We start from the raw sequence: 21,139 nt of genomic DNA, 5'->3' as shown, positions 1-21,139 counted from the left end.
CATTTAGAAAATCTGCTTTGGCAAAGCAGTAGGGAAATATCACAATTAACACCCTATCATCAGCCAACTTATCCGTAAGGGAAACTAAACGGGGAGTGTAGCATGTTGGCAAAGCCATAAGTTGTCTAGTTACCAAGACACGACTGAATGGCGAGATGAAACTTCATAGATAAGGATGAAAGCTGAATTGCTTGAATGATAGCTCAAGGAGGACTACGGGAACCTATAGCGGGAGGTAACGATTAACGCTATATGAAGTATGCATGTTTCTTAAAGACTTCGAGAAGCATGAAGTGATACTACTTCGTCCAACTTCTATATGGAAGAAACGAGCGAAAGTCACATCCGAAACTATTGATTTGCTATGTTTCTAAATGTCTAAATGGGGATTGCCTAAGTTGGAACGCCAATAATGGCTATGACAATTTGAGTCTGAATATCCAATATGGCAACGGAGCTCTCGTAGTAGTCTGAGATAGGGAAAGCCTATTACATGGCGAAGGAGAGTAGTTTATCAGTTTAATACAAAATTGGAAAGGAGCGAGAGGCTCTATGAGAAATCCAAAACTAGTATTAAACAGTCTAACTTCCAATGCAAAAGATAAAAATTATACCTACAAACGATTGTATCGGAACCTATATAACATTGAATTTTTTCTAGATGCCTATTCAAAAATTTACCCTAATAAAGGTAGCAACACCAAAGGTATTAATGAAGACACCATAGATGGAATGAGTTTAGAGAGAATTAATACTCTTATCGAAAAGCTCAAGAATCAGACATATCAGCCAAATCCTGCACGAAGAATTTATATCCCAAAGAAGAATGGAAAACAAAGACCACTAGGTTTGCCAACCTTTGGAGATAAGCTAGTTCAAGAAGTTGTTAGAAGAATTCTCGAAAGCATATATGAACCCAATTTTTCTGAAAACTCACATGCATTTCGACCGAACAGAAGCTGTCATACTGCTCTCAAACAAATCAAAAACACCTTTACTGGAACTCGATGGTTCATTGAAGGTGACATAAAAGGTTTCTTCGACCATATCGACCACCACACTCTTATTAACATCTTAAGGAGAAAAATTAAGGATGAGAAATTCATCAAATTGATTTGGAAATTCCTACGTGCAGGTTATGTAGAAGACTGGATTTTTCATAAAACACATAGTGGCACCCCACAAGGTGGCATTATTAGCCCAATTCTTTCTAATATTTACCTTAATGAATTAGATAAATATGTCGAGGAATACACATTCAACTTCAACAAAGGTGATAAAAGAAAGCATAATCTCGTCTATCATAACTTAGCAGGGAGAATAAATCATCGGAAATATAAGAATAAACGTGAATGGTCACATTTAGATAAAGAGAGCAGAACGAAACGAGCTATTGAATTAAAAGCTCTATACAAAGAACTAATAAAACATGACAGCAAAGACCTGTTTGACCCGAACTATCGAAGAATGAAATATGTGAGATATGCGGATGATTTTCTGATTGGTGTTATAGCGAGTAAGGAAGAAACAGAGAAAATCAAACAGGATTTAACTGATTTTCTAGCTGATAAACTAAGACTTGAACTTAGTGCAGAAAAAACGCTGATAACGCACAGTAAAAAGGATGCAAGATTTCTTGGATACGATATAAGAGTGGCAAGGGATTGGCAAACAATGAAAATGCCAAATGACACGCAAAAAAGGAAATTCAATTTCCAAGCCAAACTTTTTGTTCCGCATGAAAAATACATCAAAAAACTCATTGATTTAGGCGCGTTAAGTCTAGGAAAAAATAATCAATGGAAACCGATTCATAGAACGTATTTAGTCCATAATGACGACCTTGAAATATTAAGACAATACAATTCCGAAATAAGGGGCTTGTATAATTACTACAGATTAGCTAGTAATGTACATGTTTTACAATCTTTTCGTCAAACGATGAAATTTAGCATGATTAAAACTTATGCAAAAAAATACAAAAGTACCGTCAGCAAAATCATAAATAAATTCTCAATTAACGGTACATTTGGCGTTCGTTATAAGACGAAGGAAGGACAACGTATTGCATATTTCATAGAACAAAGAATGGAAAAAGATACGAAGATAAAAAATGAAGAGGTTGACTTAGTTACTGATACTACAAAATATGGAGGTAGAACGAGTCTTATCGAACGCCTTTTAGCAGAAAAATGTGAATGGTGTGGAACGGATAACACTCCTTTGGAGATGCACCATGTAAATAAACTTAAGAATCTAAAAGGTAAAAAACGATGGGAACAGTTCATGATTGCAAGAAATCGTAAGACAATTGCAATGTGTGAAAGGTGCCACCATGATTTACACAATGGGAAGTTAGATTGATAAATGGAAAGCCGTATACTCTGAGAGGAGTACGTACGGTTTGGAGGGAAGTGCTTGGAAACCTACTTAAGTAATTAAGCAAGGCGCTGGGTACTTACCCTACTACAAAGAAGCATTTCGCTATTCTGCCGCATCTATTGTCTGCCTTCATAATCATCCATCCGGAGATGTTTCACCAAGTAACGAAGATATTGAGGTTACAAAACGTCTCGTGCAATGCGGTAGAATGCTAGGCATTGACCTCCTCGACCATCTCATCATCGGCGATAAAAAATTTTGTTCGTTGAAGGAGAAAGGGTATATATAATATGTATGGATGAGTGTATACGAATTTATCATGCGGATAAAAATCCGTATGGAAGTATAGTAGTACTATAAACTTCCGATGGAATGAGCGAATGCCATCGGAACTCCAGTGGGAAGCAGAGCAGAGGCGAGACACCGCAGAGCGCTTGCGCTTGAGGGGGCTCGGTTCGGCAAACTCCCCACAGGAAAGGAGTGGACTGGAGCGAATGGAATATACCAACAAAGTTAGGAGTACTAGATAAGTTAACCACGTATTGAGCAACGTATTTTCTGGGTAGACATATAATTAAACCTTCTCACTGAGAGGGAATTTAACTCCCTCTCTTATTTCTGATTCTCACTTTCCCTCATGTACATGTTAATATCATTATGTTAGGATAAGATAAGGATTTTTGTATCATTTTTTTTGGAAAAATAGACATTTTATTTATTCATAGAAGTTTTTCTAGATGTTCGTATGAAAATGCTACTCTTTCCTTAAAATATTGAGTATAATTAACGATATGAGTTCGTGACTAATTTACAAAATAACACTTTGATTTTTTCATGAATGCTTTTCTTATAATGAAGGGAGATTACATAGATGTTTGGTGGTTTTTCAAGAGATTTAGGAATTGATTTAGGTACTGCGAATACCCTCGTTTACGTAAAAGGTAAAGGGGTTATCTTACGTGAGCCTTCTGTTGTGGCAATTCGAACTGACTCAGGATCTATAGAAGCAGTAGGAAATGATGCGAAAAACATGATTGGACGTACTCCAGGAAATATCGTTGCGATTCGACCGATGAAAGATGGAGTTATTGCTGATTTTGATACAACAGCAACAATGATGAAATATTTTATTAGACAGGCTTTGCGCCAACGTGGTATTTTTACTCGAAAACCAAATGTTATGGTTTGTGTTCCATCTGGAATTACTGCTGTGGAAAAAAGAGCAGTAGAAGACGCTACAAAGCAAGCAGGTGCAAGAGAAGCATATACGATCGAAGAGCCATTTGCTGCTGCTATTGGAGCAGATCTTCCAGTGTGGGAACCAACAGGAAGTATGATTGTTGATATCGGTGGTGGAACAACAGAAGTAGCGATCATATCCCTTGGCGGTATCGTTACAAGTGAATCTGTCCGTGTTGCTGGGGATGAAATGGATGAAGCAATCGCGCAATATGTGAAAAAGAAATACAACTTAATGATCGGGGAACGTACAGCAGAAGCAATTAAATTTGAAATTGGCTCTGCCGGCACGCCAGATACTGCAGATGAAATGGATATTCGTGGACGAGATTTAGTTAGTGGATTACCGAAAACAATCACCATTTCAGCTGTAGAAATAGCAAAAGCATTAGAAGATACTGTTGCACAAATAATACAATCGGTAAAAGATACATTAGAGCAGTCACCTCCAGAGCTTGCTGCGGATATTATGGATCGCGGTATTGTTTTGACTGGTGGTGGAGCTTTATTACGTAATTTAGATAAGGTTCTTTCAGACGAAACGAACATGCCAGTTCTTGTTTCAGAAAACCCGTTGGATTGTGTTGCAATCGGAACAGGAAAAGCGTTAGAGAATTTACATCTTTTTAGATCAAAGGCTGGTATTACAGTACGATCAAATAGAAAAGGATAAGTAGGTGTCGCAAATGCAGTCATTTTTTTCCAATAAGCGACTCATCATCTTACTTGTATGTATTATCATACTCGTTGCACTTATTGGGTACTCCATGAGTGAACGTCGTTCTTTATCATGGCCGGAGCAGTTTATTACGGACAGCGTCGGCTGGGTTCAATCTGGCTTTTCAAGACCCGCTCATTTTGTAGCGGGTTTCTTTGAGAACCTAGATGAAATTAAGAACCTTTATGAGGAAAATCGTATTTTAAAGTCACATTTAGATGAGTATGCCGCCCTTCAAGTGGAAGTGAATGAACTTCGCAGACATAATGAAGAACTAATGGCATCATTAGATGTGAGGGAAAGTCTCAATCAATACAATGTGCGAACTGCACTTGTTATTCATCGTTCTCCTGATCGATGGAACGAATTTATTGGTATTAATAAAGGAGAACAGCATGGAATTGAAGTAAACATGGCAGTGATGACTTCTAAAGGATTGGTAGGAAAAATAAGCCAAACTTCTCAATTTACTTCTACTGTGCAGCTATTGAGTGACCATGACCGAACAAATCGAATTTCTGCCTTTGCTGATGGAGAACAGTCTATATATGGTTTTATTGAGGGGATCGATGACGCTACAGGAACGTTGAAGTTTACACGGCTGGATATTGATGCAGAAATAGAAGAAGGCATGTTAGTATGGACGTCCGGTTTAGGAGGTATTTTCCCAAGTGAACTACTTATTGGTGAAATTGTCACTTATGAAACGGATGAATTTGGGTTATCTCAAACTGCATACGTACAACCTACCGCAGATTTTCAACAGTTAGATTACGTGTTAGTAATTGAACGAAGTACATCTTCTTTATATCCAGGTATTGATCCAGACATTGAATTTGAGGAAGAAGAGGAGCAAGAGGAAGAAGAGGATGATGAGACAGAGGATGAGGGTGATGAGTCATGATTCGTTACTTATTATTCCTCGTCCTTTTCGTTTTTTTCATATTTGAAGGAACCGTATTTCAAATTTTTGCATCGGATATGTTTGGAACACCATATATATTTGTTCCTCGGTGGGTATTTGCAATTATTATATTTGCAGGTATTTATCGTGGTAGGGCTACCGGAACTATGTATGCGGTCATTTTAGGTGTGATATATGACGTGATATTCATGTCTATACTTGGAGTCTATGCCTTCGGGATGGGACTTATTACTTATTTACTATCTATCTCTATCCCATTTTTTCAACGGAACATACCGATCATCGTAATAACATGTATGATTGCAATTGCTACGCTTGATTACTATATTTACGGTATGATGTTATTATTAGGATTAACATCTATCATACATGAGGAGTTTCTCTATACTCGTTTTATACCAAGCATATTAATTAATTTTGCCTTTGTGTGCATAGCAGCATATCCATTAAAGAAGATGTTCCAATATATAAAGCGTAAAAAAGAAGAAGCAGAGACAGTGTAATAGAAATTTGTTTACTATTTTAAAAAATAGTGCATTGGAGAGGGTTTGAGGTGAGACTTATGGCACCAAAGCAATTAAAAAAACACCAAAACGTACTCATAAAAGGGACGAAGGATGGACTAACATTTTTTCTTAATGATCAATGTACATTCGACTCCCTTATCTTAGAGTTACAAGAAAAACTATCGGAGCGCCCTAAGTCAATGGATAGTGAGGGTGCATTTGTAAGGGTGAAGCTTGTAACGGGGAAACGCTATTTAGAGGAAAGCCAAATTGATATATTGAGCAATACTCTATCTGAATATATTCAAGGGATTATAGAAACTATCGACTCAGACGTCATTACAAAAGAGGAAGCTGAAGCATTACGGAAAAAACAACAGGTAACTCGTCTTATAAAAGTTGTTCGTTCTGGACAGGTTGTGGAAGTGGATGGCGACTTATTACTCATCGGTGATGTCAACCCCGGTGGATCGGTTTTGGCCACTGGAAATATATTTGTTATGGGGAAACTATTAGGGATGGCTCATGCCGGCTTTCAAGGAGATACAGAAGCGGTTATCTGTGCTTCTTCCATGCTGCCCTCTCAATTACGAATAGGCGGTGTTATTAGACGCGCACCAGAGAAAGAAGAAAAGGATGTACAATTGATGGAATGTGCGTATGTTGATGAGTCGGGAGAAATGGTCCTCGACCGCTTGCAGCGGCTACCAAATATTCGTCCAGAATTATCGTTTGTTCAATAAAAATTACAGCTTCATACTATTTCATGATAGAATGATAGTAATCAGAGAACAATAAATTATTTACTATAATGATAGTTTTTACATATAGGTTGAAATGAAAGGGGAGAGAAACGTGGGAGAAGCTATCGTAATAACATCTGGAAAGGGCGGGGTCGGTAAAACTACCACCACTGCGAATTTAGGTACAGCACTCGCATTATCCGGAAAAAAAGTATGTCTAGTCGATACAGATATCGGACTACGAAACTTAGATGTAGTTATGGGTTTAGAGAATAGAATTATCTATGATCTCGTTGATGTTGTAGAAGAACGATGTCGTTTACATCAAGCACTAGTAACTGATAAGCGATTTGAATGCTTAACTCTCCTACCTGCTGCTCAAACAAAGGACAAGTCAGCTGTAGAGCCGCATCAAATGAAAAAACTAATTGGAGAGATCAAAAAGGACTATGATTACGTTTTAATCGATTGTCCTGCAGGGATAGAACAAGGCTTTAAAAATGCGGTTGCAGGTGCCAATAAAGCTATTGTTGTAACGACTCCAGAGATTTCTTCAGTAAGAGACGCAGATCGTATTATCGGTTTATTGGAAAAAGAAGACGTAGAGCCACCTCGATTAGTTATTAATCGAATTCGACCACATATGAGTAAAAACGGTGACTCCTTAGATATTGATGAAGTTGTAACCATTCTTTCCATCGAGCTACTAGGGATTGTAATTGATGAGGATGAAGTAATTAAGGCTTCCAATAACGGAGAGCCTATTGCAATGAATCCAAAATTTAAGGCATCTATTGCATATCGAAATATTGCGCGAAGAATTTGTGGAGAAACAGTTCCGCTACTGTCTCTCGAAAATGACCGTGGAATGATGTCTAAAATGAAGAAATTTTTAGGGATTCGAGCTTAATAGCTAAACAATTGACTTGAAACCAAAGAGCGTTGTGCTCTTTGGTTTGTTTTTGTTTTTAGGGGAATGCGCGAATAGGAATTTGGGTGGCTTTTGGGTTTATTCGCATTCCCTGCATAATGTATATGGTACTTCTAGTCGTAAAAAACGTAATGACAAATTTAACTAGTTTTTTTCAAATGGATGACATAATTTAGTCATAAGTTTGCAACGGAATGTTCACATATGTGATGTGGTTCACAAACTTAAGTGATATATAATGTAATTAAAGATAGTTAGTGACCACTAACGAACACAAAGTAAAAAAACAAAAAGAGAAAGCAAATAAATGAAAACAACAAGAACAAACTACTAAGAATATACCTTCTTAAATAAGTAAATTTTTGGTTACAAACTATCAAATACAAATACAAACTAATTATAGGGGGAATTATCATGTTTATGAATTTCTTAAGAAACAACATTTATGCTGCAGGTGCTTTAACTTTATTACGTATCTATCTTGGTTGGTCTTGGTTAACAGCAGGATGGGGGAAAGTGACAGGTGACTTTAATGCTGCTGGCTATTTAACAGGAGTAGTAAACAACGAAACAGTAATGAACACATATCCAACGTATCACGCTTTTATCGAAAATTTCGCACTTCCTAATGCAGGAGTATTTAGCTTTATGGTAGCTTGGGGAGAGTTATTAGTAGGACTTGGCTTAATTGTTGGAGTATTAACTACAGCTGCTGCTTTCTTCGGAATTATGATGAACTTTGCATTTATGTTTGCTGGAACAGTTTCAACAAACCCTTGGATGGTTTTAATAACAATCTTCATCCTAGCTGCTGGTTACAACGCTGGTAAATTTGGTGGTGACCGCTGGGTAATCCCATATATCCGTCACACTGTTTTCAAAGGTAGATTGGCAACAGAATAATTCACTTCGTAAAAGGCGCTCTTCAGGGAGTGTCTTTTTTTTAAAGGTAAAGTATAAAATTTTTAGACTTTGATAGTTGTCTAGCTCCAGGCACCATCGTCTCGTGTCAAATAACCTTCCCGATTAAAAGTAAAAGCACTTTTCAACTGAAAGAACATTTTTCTTCGCAGATTGCCATTCGTTTCGTTTCCATATGGGAAGGCCTGGCAAGCCTCCTCAAGAGCAAGCGCTCTGGGGTGTCTCAGCTCTGCTCTGCATCCCACAGGAGTTCGTGTACACGCGATGATTTCACATTAAGTGAAAAATTTACAGTATTCCACTTCTTCTCCCAATGGACAAACTTCCTTGCATATAGTCTGAGGACAAGTCATACATATGAAACATAAACTCTTAGGGAATAAGGAAGGGAACGTTCTATGAAAAATCGTATTGATACTCTTAAAAGAAAAATGGATGAAAAGCGAAAAAGTAGAAAACATTCACCACATAAGCAAATTGTTCGGGAACGTGATAGAGGTATGGACCTCCCTCCTTTCTCCATGAAGCACGTGGATGAAAGAGAAGATACGTTATATTCGTATGACTACAAACGACCACTTGCTGAATCACAAGGGGGTACATTTTTTCGAAAAGATCGATTTATCATGCAAATATTAGCAAGTGTTTGTCTCTTTTTTGCAATAGGAATTCTTCTTCAATCTCAATCCTCAACACTAGATGGAGTGAGACAGTATGTTCAAAATTCATTCCATGAGGACTTTCAATTTACGGCAGTTGCAGATTGGTATGAAGAAGCATTTGGTCGTCCACTAGCACTTCTTCCTCCGAATATGGAAATGGTAGCACCAGGTAACTTAGATGATGGGGATGATTTTGACAATGTGTATGCGTTACCTGCTACTGGAACAGTGAGACAATCGTTTCAAGAGAATGGTCGCGGTGTATATGTTGAGACAAATTCAGATCAGGCAGTGGAAGCGATCCGAAGTGGTTATGTAACGTTTATTGGGGAAGATGATGAAGGTGAATGGGGAAAAGTTGTTGTGGTTCGACATCCTGATGGAGGAGAATCATGGTACGGGATGTTAGACAATATTTCAGTAGAACTGTATGCACCTATTGTAAGTGGGGATTTATTAGGAACAGTTTCTCCGCACATTGAGATGGAAGGGGTTGGAGTGTATTACTTTGCTTTAAAAGAAGACGATACATTTGTCGACCCGATCGAAGTGGTTCCATTTGATTAATTTGATTAGAAAAATTCAGATTCATCCTGTTTTTTGGGGGATTTTAGGAATAGGTGCATTAACAGGACTTTTTAAAGAGTTACTTATGCTTTTTTTTATCGTGTTCATTCACGAGTTAGGACACAGTTATATGGCATATCGTTTTAAATGGAGGATAAAACGAATTGTCCTTCTTCCATTTGGAGGAATGGCTGAAACGGAAGAGTATGGGAATCGGCCAGTAAAAGAAGAAATCCTCGTTATCATTTTCGGACCTATTCAACATATATGGTTAATTGGAGGTAGTTTCCTACTGTTGCAAACTCCTTTTTGGAGCCAGGCAGATCATGACATTTTTCTCTTTCATAATATCGTTATTTTGCTTTTTAACTTACTTCCCATTTTACCTTTAGATGGTGGGAAACTAGTGTTTTCTGTTTATTCCTATTTCTCTTCGTTTCATAAAGCACATAGACGAAGCTATTTCACTTCCGCATGTTTACTTTTTCTAGTAAGTGCTTTTTCTTTGTTTTATTTAAGTTTTCATTTGAATTTAATCGTAGTGTTAATCTTTTTATGGATACACCACTATTTAGAGTGGAAACAAAGACATTATATGTTTTTACGTTTCTTATTAGAAAGAAGACGAATTGGTCCCTATGGAACAGAAAAATGTATTACTGTTTCACCAACATGGACTGTGTCTGATGCAATGAAATTGGTCAATCGGCAGCGATATCATTACTTTACTTTTGGGAAAAATGGAGTGGTTTTGGAAGAACCCAAAGTGTTGGAAGCTTTTTTTGATGAAGAGAAGCGAATTTTACCTCTTGCAAAACTAATATAAATACTGAATGCAACTAGTATAGTGTTCTTTTGAATGACCAAAACAAGCTTGCCATCTCTTTGACTTTCTTTATATAATAGTCGAAGCAGTTTAATATGATGGGAGCTAACTTCTTTGCGAAAAGTAATTTTAAATATGATTGCAGATGAAAAACGTGGTGCGGTGCTGGAAAACAATAAAGTAGTAGAATGGCTTTATGAGCAAGAGGATAATGTAACTCGGTCTGGAAATATCTTTCTTGGTAAGGTAATTGATATTGTTCCTGGAATGGAAGCAGCATTTGTAGACATAGGTTCGGAAAAAAACGGCTTTTTATACAGAAATGATTTACTTGCTTTTCAACCATTCAAAGATGATCCTACAAAAAAAGATTCCTATCCATCCATACGGTCAATATTAACAAAGGGTCAGTCCATAATCGTTCAAATAACGAAGGAAGCTGTTGGTACGAAAGGGGTTCGTTTAACCGAGGTATGTTCATTACCTGGGAAATATTTAGTGTACCTACCAAAAGCAGGGTATGTCGCTGTTTCAAAAAAAATGAAGGATGAATCTAGTCGAGACAAGTGGCGCGACAAGGGGAAGTCATGGTTACAAGATGAGGAAGGACTTATTCTTCGAACGGTATCAGAAACGGTAGATGAACAAACAGTAAATAATGAACTACAAAGACTACGAAATCAATATAAAGAGATAGAATCTGTTGCCAAAGGTATCAAACCTCCTAGTTTATTATATAATCAGTCTTCTTTACTGGATCGTGTAGTTAGGGATTATATGGCTGATGGGGAGACAGAGGTTATTGTAGACACATTAGAAGATTATAAGAAGTTAACTGCATGGATGGAAATGGAAAGGAGCAAGCAAATTCATTTTCACAACAGTACAGAAGAGATATTTTCTACATATGATTTGAATAAGCAACTAGATAAATCAGTTCGAAGTCATGTTTGGTTAAAAAATGGTGGTTTTTTAATCATCGAAAAAACAGAAGCCCTCACAGTAATTGATATTAATACTGGGAAATATGTAGGGAAAGAAAACCTACGAGAAACGGTATTAAAAACAAATATAGAAGCTGCGAACACTGTTGCAGAACACCTAAGACTTCGAAATATTAGTGGTATTATATTGATTGACTTTATCGACATGAAGTTCGATGAGGACCGAGAAAAAGTACTGGAAGCATTAAAATTTGCGGCTTCTCATGATAGAACGTTAACGAATATTGGTGGATTTACGAAATTTGGCCTTGTGGAAATGACGAGAAAAAAGACAAGAAATTCTCTTGAATCTATTCTGTTTGAAGACTGTACCGTTTGTCAGGGAAGTGGGAAAGTACAAAGTGTTCATTCGGCTTATTCATCACTAGTGCGTGATGTTTTTACTTTACGTTTTACAGAAGCAGATGCCTTTTTATTAGAAGTGAGTCCATTGTTGATGGATGAATTAATGAAGAATAATAAGGAAAAACTAATAGAGTTGGAAAATAAAATGAAGAAAAAATTGTTTTGTATGAAATTTCCACAATTATCGGTTGCTGTGACTTCACACCATTTTCTGAGATTGATGGGTTCTGTTGATGAAATTCATGGCATTTGGGAAGCTCGATCGAAGCAAAGAGTAGATAAATAAAGGGATTTCGTCATATATGTTATTGACACTAGCATTTCAAATATGGTATGATTTCCTTTGTTAGTTGTTTGGATATCTCCAAGTAGCTATAACCGCACAGATCAGGTTTTATAAGCATTTTTCCCTTAAAAGTGCACCTGTAATGGCGAGTCTGAGTATTAAGGAGGTGCCGTATGTACGCTATTATTGAAACTGGTGGTAAACAAGTAAAAGTAACTGAAGGCCAAGAAATCTACATTGAAAAGCTTGATGTAGCTGAAGGTGAATCAGTAACATTTGACCGTGTAATCTTTGTAGGTGGAGACGAAACAAAAGTTGGAGCTCCATTCGTAGAAGGTGCGACTGTTTCGGCTAAAGTAGAAAAGCAAGGTCGTGGCAAGAAGATGATCGTGTATAAATACAAAGCTAAGAAAAACTATCGTCGTAAGCAAGGTCATCGTCAACCATACACAAAAGTAACGATTGAAAAAATCAACGCGTAAGGTGTTCATATGATAAACGTTGTTTTTGAACGGAATGATGATAGTACCATTCATACATTTACGATGGACGGACACGCTGAATTCGCTGAGCATGGCAAGGATCTTGTATGTGCAGGGGCATCTGCTGTATCAATTGGTGCAGTAAATGCTATTAACGAAATTTGCGGTGTACGTTTAGAAGTAGAGATGAATAGTGTTGAGGGAGGCTTTCTCCGCTGTCGTGTTCCTGAAAAACTCGAGTCAGACACTTATGAGAAAGTACAATTATTACTGGAAGGATTGTTCTACTCGTTAAAAACGATTGAAGAACAATACGGACAGTTTATACGTATTAAATCGTGATACAGGAGGTGAAGACCATGTTTTTACAATTGGACCTTCAATTATTCGCAAGTAAAAAGGGAGTAGGTTCCACAAAGAACGGTCGTGACTCTATCGCTAAGCGCTTAGGCACAAAGCGTGGAGACGGACAAGAAGTTACTGGTGGATCTATTTTAGTACGTCAACGCGGAACTAAAATTTACCCAGGTGTAAACGTAGGTAGAGGCGGAGACGACACTTTGTTTGCGAAAGTAGACGGAGTTGTTAAATTCGAGCGTGTTGGACGTGACCGCAAGCAAGTTAGCGTATATCCAGTAGCGCAAGAAGCATAAGCAACACAATCAAAAACCTAATGACTTTTAGAGTCATTAGGTTTTTTTTGAAAGGGAAGAAAGTATAACGTTTTTGGACTTAGAAAGTTGTCTAGCTCCAGGCGCCATGACCTAGTGTCAAATAACCTGGACGATTAAAAGTAAAAGCACTTTTTTTGTCTAGCTACATCCGCTTTTCGTTCGTCCAGAAGATTTGCATTTCGGTCATGAAAGGGCGCCTTGCGCTTTTCTTAAAAGGTAAGAAAGTATATAATTTTTGAACTTAGAAAGGTGTCTAGCTCCAGGCGCCAGGACCTCGTGTCAAATAACCAGGCCGATTAAAAAGTAAAAAGCACTTTTTATCGTCCAGAACATTTGCATTTCGGTCCTGAGAGGGCGTCTTGCGCTTTTTTTATTCTGAAGTTTACTCAAGATAACGAGGAATCGTTAAGCTGAGAGGAATTCTATTTTTTGTTCTTGTTCACAAAATTGTCAGGGACCAGGTCCCTGACAATTTTGTGTCATTCTTTGAGAATTCGTAGACTCACAGCTCTTGATTGCCCCGGATAACTTTCTTCCATTTCACGATATTCTACTCTTACATATAGACCTACTTCGAGAATTCGTTCTATATCAGCTACTGTATACCAAACAGCATTTCCAAAATCATTACTAGAAGAGAATAAAGATTCTTCATCGATACTAATGGCCTCTTTTTAAATATATTACTTACAACTAATTTTCCGTTATCCACTTCCCAGGATGTATCTATAATAATGAAATCGTGTTAACTTCATACTATAATCAAAATAATTACAAGCAAAAATATAAGGTGGAAGGTGATTATAATGAAAGTAACAGTTATCGGTTTTTGGGGTGCATATCCCGAACAGAACAGTGCAACGTCATGTTATTTACTAGAGGATGAAAATACAAAAATACTTCTCGACTGCGGAAGTGGGGCTGTTTCTCAGTTACAAAATTATATAAACTTATGGGAGATTGATGCAGTAATCTTGTCTCACTATCATCACGACCATGTTGCTGATGTTGGTGTTTTGACGTATAGCCGTGTAGTGGATATGAACTTGAAAAAAATAGACCGACCTTTACAAATTTTTGGGCATCAAGATGACTTTCCAGCTTTTCAACAGCTTGGAAAAGAGCCATATGCCAAAGCCTTTCCATATAATGATAAAGCCCCCCTGAAAATAGGCTCTTTCACTTTTAATTTTCATAAAACAACTCATCCCGCTCCATGTTATGCCATAAAGGTCCAATCAGCTGATGGAGGAACATTCGTTTACACAGCAGATACATCATATGATGAATCCCTACTTCCTTTTATATATGGGGTGGATCTTCTCATTGCCGAGACTAGCTTTTATGAAGACCAAGATGCAAGACCATATGGGCATATGAATAGTAAGGAAGCAGCTACGTTAGCTGCCAAAGGAAACGTCAATGAACTATTATTGACTCACCTACCACACTTCGGAAATCATGATAATTTAGTGATAGAATCTAAGAAATATTACTTAGGAAAGGTTAGGTTAGCAGCAACAGGGGCTAGATGGACAAATAACTATTAATTGTGAAAATAGGAGAGCTCAAACAAATTTGAGCTCTCCTATTTTTTGTTCACAAAAAGTTCGGGGACCAGACCTGGTAACTTTATGTGAATAATCCCTTGTGCTTGTATATCTATAAATTTACAAATCATTAACACTTTGTTTACAATCTATTTATTTGTCCTTAATAATTCGAGATTATAATTCTAATTGTGATAGAGAAACAAACAATACTATCAAATTATGAACATAACAATTAGGAGGAAATTACTAGTGAAGAAATATCTTTTATCTTTAACAATGGCAGCTTTAACATTTATGGCAGTTGGATGTGGATCTAATGACAGTGAAGCAGACGCAAGTGGTGGAAAACTATCTGGAGATGTAATTGTAGACGGATCTGGAACAGTTTTTCCTTTAATGTCTGTAGTTGCTGAGGAATTCATGAAAAAAGAGGATGTAAACGTACAAGTTGCACGAGCTGGAACTAGTGCTGGTATGAAAAAGTATGTAGTAGGAGAAACAGACTTTGCTAATGCTTCACGAGGAATTAAGGAAGAAGAATTAGCTGAATTAGAAGCAAACGAAATTGAATCAAAAGAATTTAAAGTTGCGCTAGATGGACTAACTCTTGTAATTAACCCAGAAAACGATTGGGCGACGGAATTAACAGAAGAAGAAATTAAAACAATGTTCGTTACAGGGGAAATGAAAGCAGACGACAATGTATTATGGTCAGATATTCGTCCTGAATGGCCAAATGAAAAAATAAATTTTTATGGACCTAACGAAAACCACGGAACGTACGAGTTTTTCGTAGATGTCATTATCGAAAAGCAAGAATTAGTAGACGGAATTAATCTTCAACAAGAATATTCTACATTAGTTAACTTAGTTGCAGAAGATAAAAATGGAATTGCCTTCTTCGGCTACGGTTATTATGCAAATAACGACGACAAGATTACAGCTGTAAAAGTGGACTTTGGGAATGGTCCAGTTGCACCATCTCTGGATACAATTGCTGAAGATGGACCATATGCAAACTTTACTCGACCAGTATTTACAAACTTAAGTATTGATGCAGCAAAAGAAAAACCACAAGTAAAAGCATTTGCAGAATACATTTTCAGCGAAGGTGCTGCAAAATTTGCAGGTGAAACAGGATTTGCTCCACTACCAGAAGCAGAGCTTAAAGAAAGTTTAGAGTTTGTTCAGTCGATTAAATAACATAATGGAAAAAGGGTGCGTCAAAAAGATCTTTTGGCACACCCTATCATTTCCGAAGAAATATGAACAAATAGTAATATTTTCTTCTTAAGGAGAACGAGAAAGGAGCAGTTTTTCATGTCAAAAACTGTGAACGTGAAAGAATTAATACAACAAAAAGATAGAGTATCTAAAGTGAGAGCAATCGTAGAAAAAATGATCCCAACAGTTTTATTTCTTCTAGCTTCTATCTCGATACTTACTACAGTGGGGATTGTTTCAACCTTAGTGTATGAAACTTTTTTATTTTTTAAAGAAGTATCTATTATTCAATTTTTTACAAGTCCAGAATTAAAGCCTTTAAGTAGAGTAGATCCAAAGTTTAGTATTTTACCCCTACTTACAGGAACAGTCCTTACATCTCTTGTTGCAATGTTCGTTGCCATACCGATCGGTTTAACAACAGCGATATTTTTAAGTGAATATGCTTCAGAAAAAGTGAGGAAACTATTAAAGCCGTTAATTGAAGTTTTAGCAGGTATACCAACAATCGTTTACGGATTCTTTGCATTTACGTTCGTTACACCGTTATTACGCGAATTTGTTCCAGGCTTACAAGCAACGAATGCACTCAGTCCGGGAATTGTAATGGGGATTATGATCATTCCACTTGTTGCATCTCTTTCTGAGGATGCAATGAATTCAGTTCCGAACGCAATGAGAGAAGGGGCAATGGCGCTTGGGGCTACAAAATTGGAAGTAACACTACGTGTTGTTATCCCTGCTGCAATTTCTGGTATTATCGCTTCCTTTGTGTTAGGAATATCACGGGCAATAGGAGAAACGATGATTGTTACTATTGCTAGTGGAAGCACGAAGAATTTTACTTTCGACATAACGCAATCAATGCAAACGATGACAGCTTATATTGTAGAGGTCACAAGTGGTGATGCAGCTGCTGGAACAACTGCTTATTATAGCTTATATGCAGTAGCGTTTACGCTATTTATTTTCACCTTGTTAATGAATATGTTTGCAAGATATATCTCTCGCAAATACAGGGAGGTTTACTAGAATGGAAGTAGTAGAAGAAAAAAAGAAATATATTAACCTTGAAGTCGTACAAAAGAAAATGGCTACTCGTATTTTACTAAACAAACTTGTAAAATACCTATTCTTACTTTCCACGTTGTTTGGTTTAGTTGTGTTAGCAGTACTTTTATACCGTGTTTATATAGATAGTGTAGGTTGGCTTAATTTAGACTTTTTACGAAATAGACTTTCTACTAACCCAGATCGAGCAGGTATTGTTGGAGCCATTGTTGGAACTGTTTGGTTAATGATTATAGTGGGGCCAGTTACGATGTTTTTAGGAATTGGTACTGCACTATATTTAGAAGAATATGCAAAGAAAGGCCGTATCCATTCGTTTATTCAAACGAATATCACAAATTTAGCAGGAGTACCTTCTATTGTTTTCGGTTTGCTAGGTTTGACGATTTTCGTACGAGTATTTGGACTGGGCTCCAGTATAATAGCTGGTGGTTTGACGATGTCTTTACTTGTTTTACCGATTGTAGTAGTTGCCTCACAAGAGGCAATTCGCTCCGTACCACAATTTTTGCGTGAAGCGTCTTTTGGTATGGGAGCGACAAAATGGCAAACAATTAAGCATGTTGTTTTACCAACATCTTTACCTGGTATTTTGACAGGTGTAATCTTAGCTTTATCACGTGCTATAGGAGAAACTGCACCATTAGTCGTAATTGGTATTCCAGCATTATTAATTCCTGTTCCAAACAGTATGTTTGACACCTTTACAGCGTTACCTATGCAAGTTTATTATTGGACGATTGACTCTGTTCTTGTTGATGAGTACGCCAATTTAGCTGCAGCAACCATTATCGTACTACTTGTTATCCTATTTATAATGAACTCTATTGCAATCATTATTAGAAACAAGTTTCAGAAACGATATTAATAAGGAGGAGTAAGTAAACTATGGTAGGATTACAGGTTTCCACAAAGATTGAGAAAGAAAAAATAAAAACAACTTCTGAGAGTGTGAAAAAAAATGTCGTCCTTCATACGAAAGATCTAAATCTATGGTATGGAGAAAATCATGCATTAAAAAATATTAATCTACCTATGTTAGAAAATGAAGTTACCGCTATTATTGGTCCTTCTGGCTGTGGGAAATCTACGTATATAAAAACATTAAATAGAATGGTAGAACTAGCTGCAAATGTAAAAGTGTCAGGTGAAATAATCTACCGTGGTCAAAACATATTTACTAAATCCTATAGAGTAGAAGAACTGCGTACAAGAGTAGGGATGGTCTTTCAAAAACCTAATCCTTTTCCTAAATCAATTTTTGAAAATGTAGCTTATGGACCGAAGATTCATGGTATCCGTGATAAAAAGGTATTGAAAGAAATAGTAGAAAAGAGTTTACGCGGTGCAGCAATCTGGGAGGAAGTAAAGGACCGTTTAAACGAAAATGCCTATGGACTTTCAGGAGGACAGCAACAACGTCTTTGTATTGCTCGCTGTTTAGCAATCGAACCAGATGTCATTCTTATGGATGAACCTACTTCAGCACTTGATCCTAAATCAACTTTGAAGGTCGAAGAGTTAATTCGTGAATTGAAAGAAAATTATTCCATTATAATTGTTACTCATAATATGCAACAAGCGGCACGTATTTCGGATAAAACAGCCTTTTTCTTAAATGGTGAAGTTGTGGAGTATGACAAAACAGATAGTATCTTTTCAACTCCAGTGGATTCTCGTACAGAAGATTATATTACAGGTAGATTCGGATAGTGGAGGAAAAATATATGGTAGTTCGCGGTCAATTTGATACAGAGTTATCTCGCTTAAAAAATGATATTATGTTGCTCGGAAATTTAGTCCAAAAGGCTTTTCAAGATACGATGGAGGCTATTAAAGAGAAAAACTATGCTTTACTCGATGATATTATTATTAATGATAAAGCAATAAATAATATGGAATTAGAGATCAATGAAAAAGCAACATTAATGATTGCCAAGCAACAACCTGTTGCTTCAGACTTAAGAAAAATTATCGTTTGTTTAAAGGTTTCTAGTGATTTAGAGCGTATGGGTGATTTATCGGTAGATATGGCAAAAGCAGCGAAGCGTTTAAAAGATAAAAAAGAGCTTCAGCATTTCGAAGATGAATTACTCACAATTGCAGACAAGGCTAAAATAATGATGAAATTAGTTTTAGTTGCATATAAGGAGTCTAATGTTCTAGGTGCTCAAAAAATTGCTGCTATGGATGATGAAATAGATAAAACATATTCGGAATTTATTCAATCTATTTTCGAGGTAATTGCAGTAGAAACTGGTATTACAGAGCACGTTACGCAGTTAGCATTTATCTCCCGATTCATTGAAAGAATAGCTGATTATTGTACTAATATTGCTGAATGGATTATTTATGAAGTGAATGGAAAGCGGTTTGACCTCAACTAGGTAATGTATTCTTAAAAAAAAATCTAGATTGTAAATGAGGTGGACTATGAGTGATTCGGTTCTAATTGTTGATAGTGATACAGAGCATCAAGCAATTCTGATGCAGTTGTTTCTCGATTATGGATTTGAAGCAGTAGGAGTTTCGACTTACGAAGAAGCACGAAAATTATTGAAATCGTTCGTACCAAGTATACTTATATTAGATCTTAAGTCTCCAAAGATGAAAGCTTTAGATTTTTGCAGAGAATTAAGAATGGAGAGTAATAACTGGACACCAATGATTCTTCTTTCCTCTAAGGATGACGAACTAGAAGCTGTACTAGGATTAGAATTAGGAGCGGATGATTATCTATTAAAACCCGTACGAGGAAAAGAGTTACTAGCTAGAGTGAAATCGATTATACGAAGAAGTAAGATTTGTTGTAATGATCAAGGTGAACAAACACCTAATCCAACCAATAAAAAGCTAGTAAATGGTGATTTACTTTTAGATCCAGATCATTTTATGCTCTATAAGAACAACAAACCTGTAGATTTAACAAGGAAAGAATATGAACTTCTTTATTATTTATTTGTTAACAGAGGAAAAGCTTTATTGCGCAGCCAACTGTTAAAAGAACTTGCAGGAGAAGAAGTGGACCTAGATGAACGAATTATCGATGTTTTTATCAGTCGAATCAGAAATAAAATCGAACCATCTAGAAGAAACCCTGTTTATGTTAAAACTGTTAGAAATATAGGTTATATGATGAAGGATTTTTCTTCCGAAAAAGTAAAATCGATCTAGGTTGTGTAGAAGAGAGAGTGTCCTATTGGTAACGGAACCCGTTAGACTATTGGTCCACTCTTTTTTTGTTAAGCGGGAACTATATTTTTTGACCTGTGGTTAACTAGCAGTGTCATGGAAAGAAGTCCAGCTCCAGCGCCTATTAGCTCCTCTGTAAACTCGTTCGCAAAGCTGCATTGAAGCCTACTCAGGCAGTTCTTCGCTCGAGGTCAAATAACCTGCCAGATATAAAAGTGTAAGATCGCACTTTTTATCGTCCTGAACATCTACTTTTCCCGGGAGACAGGATGTCGCCACGACGCCTTGCGCTTTTCTTATTGGAAAAATAAAAAAATTCATTTATTTCAATAAAAACCTTTACATTTCCAATAAACAGGAGTAGAATAACCATTGTAAGAGATGAAAATTATGGAAGGAGGCAAACAACAATGATTAAATCAATGAATAACTCAAATGAAATTAAATACCTAGCCTCCACAATGGTCCTTAAATAGGATATTACATTTATATGTAGAAATGTTATGTTGTGATCCTACGTGCAGGCTAGAAAATGCCTGTGCTTTTTATATGTTTAAAAAGTCGTAATAACATGTGTAAAAATGTTTTACGAGAAACACAGGCCGAAGTATGCCTGTGTTTTTTTTGTGGGATCATTAATGAAACATTTACTTACTTTATACAGGAGGTGATATATATGATGGTACATCTATTTTTCTTAACGGTAACAATTTCAAAAAGAAAATTTACAGAAAAAGACATTAACAGAGCACAGCAAATGAGATTTAGTGAACAACAACAGGAAAAGTTACAGGCGAAGCGAGCTCAATATTTTCGTCTAATGTAAGTGCAGGTGAATGTAAGAAAAATATAAAAAGGAGGAGAGTAACATGATTAGGAATCATTTTT

General features: G+C 36.7%; 22 protein-coding genes, 1 pseudogene and 1 other annotated feature. Of the genes and pseudogenes, 22 read left to right on the top strand and 1 reads right to left on the bottom strand.

The annotated features are described in order from the left end of the window. The first annotated feature begins 552 nt into the window (after positions 1-552). From ACERII_RS01355 to rpmA, 14 genes and pseudogenes are all read left to right on the top strand, one after another. Positions 553-2,364 (top strand): reverse transcriptase/maturase family protein, encoded by a 1,812-nt coding sequence (locus tag ACERII_RS01355; protein WP_373639620.1) that lies wholly within the window; start codon positions 553-555, stop codon positions 2,362-2,364. Positions 2,365-2,467: 103 nt separating this feature from the next. Further along, positions 2,468-2,671, top strand: a pseudogene (locus ACERII_RS01350) (JAB domain-containing protein); the annotation flags it as partial. Between the two features lie 582 nt (positions 2,672-3,253). Then, entirely contained in the window at positions 3,254-4,294 is a 1,041-nt protein-coding gene (locus tag ACERII_RS01345; RefSeq protein WP_373639619.1) for a rod shape-determining protein, read from the top strand. Between the two features lie 13 nt (positions 4,295-4,307). Next, on the top strand, positions 4,308-5,243 hold the full coding sequence (mreC, locus tag ACERII_RS01340) for a rod shape-determining protein MreC (protein WP_373639618.1): 936 nt from the start codon (positions 4,308-4,310) through the stop codon (positions 5,241-5,243). Beyond that, complete coding sequence (mreD, locus tag ACERII_RS01335; RefSeq protein ID WP_373639616.1) at positions 5,240-5,767, top strand: rod shape-determining protein MreD; 528 nt, start codon at positions 5,240-5,242, stop codon at positions 5,765-5,767. The genes mreC and mreD overlap by 4 nt, the downstream gene beginning before the upstream one ends. 59 nt (positions 5,768-5,826) lie before the next feature. Continuing rightward, a complete protein-coding gene (minC, locus tag ACERII_RS01330) occupies positions 5,827-6,513 on the top strand; it encodes a septum site-determining protein MinC (protein WP_373639615.1) in 687 nt (228 codons plus the stop codon). Positions 6,514-6,625: 112 nt separating this feature from the next. Then, the gene (minD, locus tag ACERII_RS01325) at positions 6,626-7,423 is read left to right on the top strand and encodes a septum site-determining protein MinD (protein WP_373639614.1); all 798 of its coding nucleotides are present in this window, start codon (positions 6,626-6,628) and stop codon (positions 7,421-7,423) included. 435 nt (positions 7,424-7,858) lie between these two features. Continuing rightward, positions 7,859-8,347 carry a DoxX family protein gene (locus ACERII_RS01320; RefSeq protein ID WP_373639613.1) on the top strand — a complete coding sequence of 163 codons (489 nt, stop codon included), beginning with the start codon at positions 7,859-7,861 and terminating at the stop codon, positions 8,345-8,347. Positions 8,348-8,763: 416 nt separating this feature from the next. Next, positions 8,764-9,594 carry a peptidoglycan DD-metalloendopeptidase family protein gene (locus ACERII_RS01315; RefSeq protein WP_373639612.1) on the top strand — a complete coding sequence of 277 codons (831 nt, stop codon included), beginning with the start codon at positions 8,764-8,766 and terminating at the stop codon, positions 9,592-9,594. After that, positions 9,587-10,420, top strand: coding sequence for a M50 family metallopeptidase (locus ACERII_RS01310; RefSeq protein ID WP_373639611.1), 834 nt, complete (start codon positions 9,587-9,589; stop codon positions 10,418-10,420). The genes ACERII_RS01315 and ACERII_RS01310 overlap by 8 nt, the downstream gene beginning before the upstream one ends. A gap of 114 nt (positions 10,421-10,534) precedes the next feature. Then, positions 10,535-12,055 (top strand): Rne/Rng family ribonuclease, encoded by a 1,521-nt coding sequence (locus tag ACERII_RS01305; protein ID WP_373639610.1) that lies wholly within the window; start codon positions 10,535-10,537, stop codon positions 12,053-12,055. Between the two features lie 80 nt (positions 12,056-12,135). Next, positions 12,136-12,218 (top strand) — a sequence feature (ribosomal protein L21 leader region). A 10-nt stretch (positions 12,219-12,228) separates the two neighbouring features. Then, complete coding sequence (rplU, locus tag ACERII_RS01300; RefSeq protein WP_373639609.1) at positions 12,229-12,537, top strand: 50S ribosomal protein L21; 309 nt, start codon at positions 12,229-12,231, stop codon at positions 12,535-12,537. Between the two features lie 9 nt (positions 12,538-12,546). After that, a complete protein-coding gene (locus tag ACERII_RS01295) occupies positions 12,547-12,879 on the top strand; it encodes a ribosomal-processing cysteine protease Prp (protein ID WP_373639608.1) in 333 nt (110 codons plus the stop codon). Between the two features lie 17 nt (positions 12,880-12,896). Further along, positions 12,897-13,190: a 50S ribosomal protein L27 gene (gene rpmA, locus ACERII_RS01290; RefSeq protein WP_373639607.1), complete on the top strand. Its 294-nt coding sequence runs from the start codon at positions 12,897-12,899 to the stop codon at positions 13,188-13,190. 500 nt (positions 13,191-13,690) lie between these two features. On the opposite strand, the gene ACERII_RS01285 is transcribed toward rpmA, so the two are convergent. Continuing rightward, positions 13,691-13,870: a DUF3221 domain-containing protein gene (locus tag ACERII_RS01285; RefSeq protein ID WP_373639663.1), complete on the bottom strand. Its 180-nt coding sequence runs from the start codon at positions 13,868-13,870 to the stop codon at positions 13,691-13,693. Positions 13,871-14,017: 147 nt separating this feature from the next. On the opposite strand from ACERII_RS01285, the gene ACERII_RS01280 reads away from it, so the two are divergent. The 8 genes from ACERII_RS01280 (at position 14,018) to ACERII_RS01245 (ending at position 21,077) form a co-directional block, all read left to right on the top strand. Beyond that, positions 14,018-14,761: an MBL fold metallo-hydrolase gene (locus tag ACERII_RS01280; RefSeq protein ID WP_373639606.1), complete on the top strand. Its 744-nt coding sequence runs from the start codon at positions 14,018-14,020 to the stop codon at positions 14,759-14,761. 252 nt (positions 14,762-15,013) lie between these two features. Continuing rightward, complete coding sequence (locus ACERII_RS01275) at positions 15,014-15,967, top strand: PstS family phosphate ABC transporter substrate-binding protein (protein WP_373639605.1); 954 nt, start codon at positions 15,014-15,016, stop codon at positions 15,965-15,967. Between the two features lie 117 nt (positions 15,968-16,084). Continuing rightward, positions 16,085-17,020 carry a phosphate ABC transporter permease subunit PstC gene (gene pstC, locus ACERII_RS01270; RefSeq protein ID WP_373639604.1) on the top strand — a complete coding sequence of 312 codons (936 nt, stop codon included), beginning with the start codon at positions 16,085-16,087 and terminating at the stop codon, positions 17,018-17,020. Position 17,021: 1 nt separating this feature from the next. Further along, the gene (pstA, locus tag ACERII_RS01265) at positions 17,022-17,927 is read left to right on the top strand and encodes a phosphate ABC transporter permease PstA (RefSeq protein WP_373639602.1); all 906 of its coding nucleotides are present in this window, start codon (positions 17,022-17,024) and stop codon (positions 17,925-17,927) included. Positions 17,928-17,947: 20 nt separating this feature from the next. Further along, the gene (gene pstB / locus ACERII_RS01260; RefSeq protein WP_373639601.1) at positions 17,948-18,772 is read left to right on the top strand and encodes a phosphate ABC transporter ATP-binding protein PstB; all 825 of its coding nucleotides are present in this window, start codon (positions 17,948-17,950) and stop codon (positions 18,770-18,772) included. 14 nt (positions 18,773-18,786) lie between these two features. Then, positions 18,787-19,446 (top strand): phosphate signaling complex protein PhoU, encoded by a 660-nt coding sequence (gene phoU / locus ACERII_RS01255; protein ID WP_373639600.1) that lies wholly within the window; start codon positions 18,787-18,789, stop codon positions 19,444-19,446. Between the two features lie 46 nt (positions 19,447-19,492). Next, positions 19,493-20,233 (top strand): response regulator transcription factor, encoded by a 741-nt coding sequence (locus tag ACERII_RS01250; protein ID WP_373639599.1) that lies wholly within the window; start codon positions 19,493-19,495, stop codon positions 20,231-20,233. 694 nt (positions 20,234-20,927) lie between these two features. Next, the gene (locus tag ACERII_RS01245; RefSeq protein WP_373639598.1) at positions 20,928-21,077 is read left to right on the top strand and encodes a YrzI family small protein; all 150 of its coding nucleotides are present in this window, start codon (positions 20,928-20,930) and stop codon (positions 21,075-21,077) included. The last annotated feature ends 62 nt before the right edge of the window (positions 21,078-21,139 follow it).

It is taken from the genome of Evansella sp. AB-rgal1 (assembly GCF_041820985.1).
Lineage (GTDB): Bacteria > Bacillota > Bacilli > Bacillales > Salisediminibacteriaceae > Evansella.
This window is presented reverse-complemented; position numbering and strand designations above follow the sequence as displayed.